The organism is Candidatus Planktophila sp., assembly GCF_040402275.1.
Classification (GTDB): domain Bacteria; phylum Actinomycetota; class Actinomycetes; order Nanopelagicales; family Nanopelagicaceae; genus Planktophila.
Genome location: NZ_JBBAMW010000013.1, coordinates 20,948 through 25,824, shown reverse-complemented (window position 1 = coordinate 25,824; position 4,877 = coordinate 20,948). Strand labels below are relative to the sequence as shown.

5 protein-coding genes and 1 pseudogene are annotated in these 4,877 nt (G+C 46.0%); all 6 read right to left on the bottom strand.

The window, feature by feature from the left end; genetic code table 11:
- Positions 1-1,211 (bottom strand): cysteine desulfurase (locus AC9UEY_RS04105; RefSeq protein ID WP_509538145.1); only part of this gene is annotated, 1,211 nt, incomplete at its 3' end.
- Positions 1,212-1,218: 7 nt separating this feature from the next.
- The gene (gene sufC / locus AC9UEY_RS04100) at positions 1,219-1,971 is read right to left on the bottom strand and encodes a Fe-S cluster assembly ATPase SufC (protein WP_509538142.1); all 753 of its coding nucleotides are present in this window, start codon (positions 1,969-1,971) and stop codon (positions 1,219-1,221) included.
- A 21-nt stretch (positions 1,972-1,992) separates the two neighbouring features.
- The gene (locus tag AC9UEY_RS04095) at positions 1,993-2,289 is read right to left on the bottom strand and encodes a non-heme iron oxygenase ferredoxin subunit (RefSeq protein ID WP_509538139.1); all 297 of its coding nucleotides are present in this window, start codon (positions 2,287-2,289) and stop codon (positions 1,993-1,995) included.
- Positions 2,282-3,370, bottom strand: coding sequence for a Fe-S cluster assembly protein SufD (gene sufD, locus AC9UEY_RS04090; protein ID WP_509538136.1), 1,089 nt, complete (start codon positions 3,368-3,370; stop codon positions 2,282-2,284). The genes AC9UEY_RS04095 and sufD overlap by 8 nt, the downstream gene beginning before the upstream one ends.
- Positions 3,370-4,779, bottom strand: a complete 1,410-nt coding sequence (gene sufB, locus AC9UEY_RS04085) for a Fe-S cluster assembly protein SufB (RefSeq protein WP_509538133.1) — start codon at positions 4,777-4,779, stop codon at positions 3,370-3,372. Before sufB ends, sufD begins: the two co-directional genes overlap by 1 nt.
- A pseudogene (locus AC9UEY_RS04080) lies at positions 4,776-4,877 on the bottom strand (transcriptional regulator); the annotation flags it as partial. The pseudogene AC9UEY_RS04080 and the gene sufB, both read right to left, overlap by 4 nt.

Sequence of the window (4,877 nt, the reverse complement as noted above, 5' to 3'; positions counted from 1 at the left end):
ATTGCATCAAATAATGCATCGCAATCTGACTCATCGTTATATAGATATAACGAAGCACGAGTTGTTGCCGGAACTCCAAGTTTGCGCGTTAGTGGCCAGCAACAGTGATGTCCAGTTCGAACCGCCACTCCTTGGCTATCAACATACTGACCTAGATCGTGCGGGTGAATATCCCCCACAGTAAATGAAACAGTTCCACCACGAGAATCAAGGCTTGTGGGACCAACAATTTTCAAGTCAGGCACTTGCGACAATTTTTCTATCAGATACTTTGTTAGCCCCACCTCATGGTCATGGACATTGCTCATTCCAAGGGCGCCTAAATATTCTAATGCAGCTCCAAGTCCAACAGCCTGGGCCATGTTAGGTACACCAGCTTCAAATCTGCGTGGAGCGGGCGCCCATGTCGCAGAAGTCATCGTCACTGTTTCAATCATTGAACCGCCATAGAGAAATGGTGGAAGATCCTCAAGTAAAGAGCTCCACAAAACACCAACACCTGTTGGACCTACCGCCTTGTGGCCGGAGAAGACTAAGAAATCAACATCAAGCTCTGTCACATCAATTGGCATGTGTGGAGCAGATTGACATGCATCAAGCACAACAACTGCGCCAACTTCATGTGCACGAGCCACTATTGCTGGCAAAGGATTGATTGTTCCTAAAACATTTGATTGATGGGTAAGTGCAACAACTTTCGTATTCTCCGTAATCACTGAGTTGATGCTGGAAAGATCCAAACGTCCATCAGGGGTAACCTCAAACCACGATAGCTGCGCTCCAGTGCGTCCTGCCAGTTGCTGCCAAGGGATCAAATTCGCGTGGTGTTCCATCTCAGTAACAACAATTTTATCCTTTGAGCTCAGGTAAAAACGATTCCCAGGTTCGGCATTTCCCATTGCATAAGCAATGAGGTTAAGAGATTCAGTTGCACCCTTAGTAAAGACAATTTGCTCTTTACGTGCACCAAGAAATCGAGCTACCTTCAGCCGAGCGCCTTCATAGGCATCAGTTGCTTCTTCAGCCAACTGATGCGCTCCGCGGTGAACAGCTGCATTATGAAGCTTATAGAAACTACTTTCGGCTTCAATAACTGAAAGTGGCTTCTGGCTTGTGGCCCCGCTATCTAAATAAACCAACTTTTTTCCGCCGCGAACGGTACGTTCAAAGATTGGAAAATCTTCGCGTAGTTTCGTGACGTCGATTGGCATGACTGACCTACTTGCTTACATAGTCTGCGTACCCATTTGCTTCCAGCTTGTCAGCTAGCTCTGGTCCACCTTGTTCAACAATACGACCATTAGCAAACACATGTACGAAATCTGGCTTGATGTATTGCAAGATGCGTGTGTAGTGCGTAATCAAAATGACTCCAAGGTTGTTTGCAGCCTTTGCGCGGTTTACACCCTCAGAAACAATACGCAGTGCATCTACATCTAGTCCTGAATCTGTCTCATCAAGAATAGCCATCTTTGGCTTTAGAAGTTCTAGCTGCATGATCTCGTGGCGCTTCTTCTCTCCGCCAGAAAAACCTTCATTGACATTACGAGCAGCAAATGATGGATCCATATTAAGAGCCTCCATCGCACCCTTTACTTCGCCAACCCAGGTGCGAAGCTTTGGCGCTTCACCACGTAGGGCAGTTGCAGCAGTGCGCAGGAAGTTAGACACTGAAACTCCTGGAACTTCAACCGGATATTGCATCGCTAAGAACAAACCAGCCTTTGCGCGCTCATCAACTGTCATATCAAGAACATCTGCACCATCTAGCGTTACAGATCCACCTGTGATTGTGTACTTAGGGTGTCCTGCAATTGAGTAAGCAAGAGTTGATTTACCTGAACCATTTGGGCCCATGATGGCGTGAGTCTCGCCAGACTTAATTGTTAGATCGACGCCCTTAAGGATTTCGACTGTGCCGTTGTCCGTATCAACTGATACCTGCAGGCCGCGGATTTCTAATGTGCTCATTTTTTCTCTCTTCTCTCGTTGCTAAATCTCTACCGTGACGGCGTTTCCGTCGATTGATACCGCATAAGTCTTCAATGCAATGTTGGCTGGAAGGGTTAATGCTTCCCCAGTACGAAGATCAAACTCTGCGCCATGTAGCCAGCATTCAATTTTGAATCCTGTGACATCACCCTCTGACAAAGATGCCTCTGAATGAGTGCATGTGTCATCAATGGCAAATACCTCATCCCCCACTCGTGCAACACAAATTGACTTACCATTCTTTTCAATAAGAACTGGCTTGCCTTGCGTCATTTGATCAAGGACTAAATCAGCCATTATTCGCGGCCTTTTCTAGTTCGCTATCAATGCGGTCCATGATTCGGTTCTGAACAGTTTCATTTCCGATCTCTAAAACGATCTCATTGAAGAATCCGCGCACAACCAAACGTCGAGCATCTGACATGGCGATTCCACGTGACATCAAATAGAACAACTGCTCGTCATCAAAACGACCTGTTGTGCTTGCATGTCCTGCGCCGATGATTTCGCCCGTTTCAATTTCAAGATTGGGAACTGAATCTGCTCGTGCTCCATCACTTAAAAGCAAGTTGCGGTTAAGTTCGTAGGTATCTGTGCCTTCTGCAGCTGCGCGAATTAGAACATCACCAATCCACACAGTGTGTGCACCTTCACCAGCAAGGGCACCCTTGAAATTAACATTTGACTTAGCGTGTGGAACAGCGTGGTCTACATGCATACGGTGCTCAAAGAATTGACCAGCTGTAGCAAAGTAAACGCCCAGTAAATCAACTGAACCACCAGGTGCTGTGAATTCAACTGTTGGCAAGATACGAACGACATCTCCGCCCACAGTAACTGTTACCGATTTGAATGTTGCATCCTTATCGACGACAGCGTGATGACGTGCGGTGTAAACAGATTTGGACTCAAACTCTTGCAAAGTTACAAACTTTAGGTTTGAACCTGGAGCCAATGCAATTTCCAGATCTTCGGCCAAAATAGTGTCTGTAGTGTTTTCGACAATCACAGTTGCAACCGCGTGGGTTCCTAGTGAAATTCGAACACGTGAGAACTCAGCTGTATCGAGAGCACCTGCCGAGCGACCCAAAAAGATTGGCTCTGATACTTCAGTATTTGCCGCAATAGACAGATGCGCTACAGATGAAGAAAAAGAACGAATGCGTTCAATGATGACATCATCACTTGCGGCAAGTGGTTCTAAATTTTCACGAGTAAAAGTTACGCCTTTGGGAAGTGCATCTTTTGCGACCAAAGTTGATCGATCAGATTGCACAGAAGTGCCATCATGCAAACCGCGAAGACGTTTGAGCGGTGTGAATCGCCACGCTTCCTCGCGCCCTGTAGGCGTCAGGTAATTAGTTGTTAAAACTGACATTAACCGACAGCACCTTCCATCTGTAGTTCAATAAGACGATTGAGCTCTAGTGCGTACTCCATTGGAAGTTCGCGTGCAATTGGTTCGATAAATCCACGAACAATCATTGCCATAGCTTCATCTTCATTAAGACCACGTGACATCAAGTAGAACAGCTGATCATCACTGATCTTTGACACTGTCGCTTCGTGACCCATTGAAACATCATCTTCGCGAATATCAACATACGGATATGTATCTGAACGTGAAATTGTGTCTACCAAAAGTGCATCGCACTTGACTGTGCTTTTAGAGTGATGGGCACCTTCTTGAACCTGTACAAGTCCACGGTATGAAGTACGACCACCATTACGAGCAACTGATTTAGAAATTACAGAAGATGATGTGTATGGAGCAGCGTGAACCATCTTCGCACCTGAATCTTGATGTTGTCCTTCACCGGCAAAAGCAAGTGACAAGGTCTCACCCTTTGCATGTGGTCCCATTAAGAAAATAGCTGGGTACTTCATGGTTACCTTCGACCCGATGTTTCCATCGACCCATTCCATAGTTGCACCTTCAGCACATGTTGCGCGCTTTGTAACCAAGTTGTAAACATTGTTAGACCAGTTTTGGATCGTGGTGTAACGAACACGTGCACCCTTCTTCACAATGATCTCAACAACAGCTGAGTGCAAAGAATCAGACTTGTAGATCGGTGCTGTGCAACCTTCTACGTAGTGAATATATGAATCTTCGTCAGCGATAATTAATGTGCGCTCGAACTGACCCATGTTCTCAGTGTTGATACGGAAGTAAGCCTGCAAAGGAATATCAACATGTACACCCTTTGGTACATAGATAAATGATCCACCAGACCATGCCGCAGTATTAAGTGCTGCAAACTTGTTATCTCCAACAGGAATGACAGTTCCGAAGTACTCTTTGAATAACTCTGGGTGTTGCTTGAGAGCGCTATCTGTATCAAGGAAAATCACGCCTTGTGCCTCTAGATCCTCGCGGATTGAGTGATACACAACCTCAGATTCGTACTGAGCAGCAACACCTGACACTAGGCGCTGCTTTTCAGCCTCTGGAATGCCAAGACGGTCGTAGGTGTTCTTAATTTCATCTGGCAAGTCATCCCATGTGGTTGCTTGCTTTTCAGTTGAGCGAACAAAGTATTTGATAGTGTCAAAGAAAATTCCCGAAAGATCTGATCCCCAATTAGGCATCGGCTTCTTACTGAATAGGTCCAAACCCTTGAGGCGCATATCTAGCATCCACTGTGGTTCAGATTTCTTTGATGAGATGTCGCGAACAACATCCTCATTGATGCCACGCTTAGCGTTATCGCCAGCTGAGCTCTTATCTGACCAACCGTATTCGTAGTTGCCAAGTCCATCTAGTTCTGGATGTGCTGTAGTCATGCACGTACCTTTCGGGTTGTAGTGTGTGTCTTTGGGATAAAAGTTGTACAAACGCCATCGCCGTGTGCGATTGTCGCCAAACGTTGAACGTGAGTTCC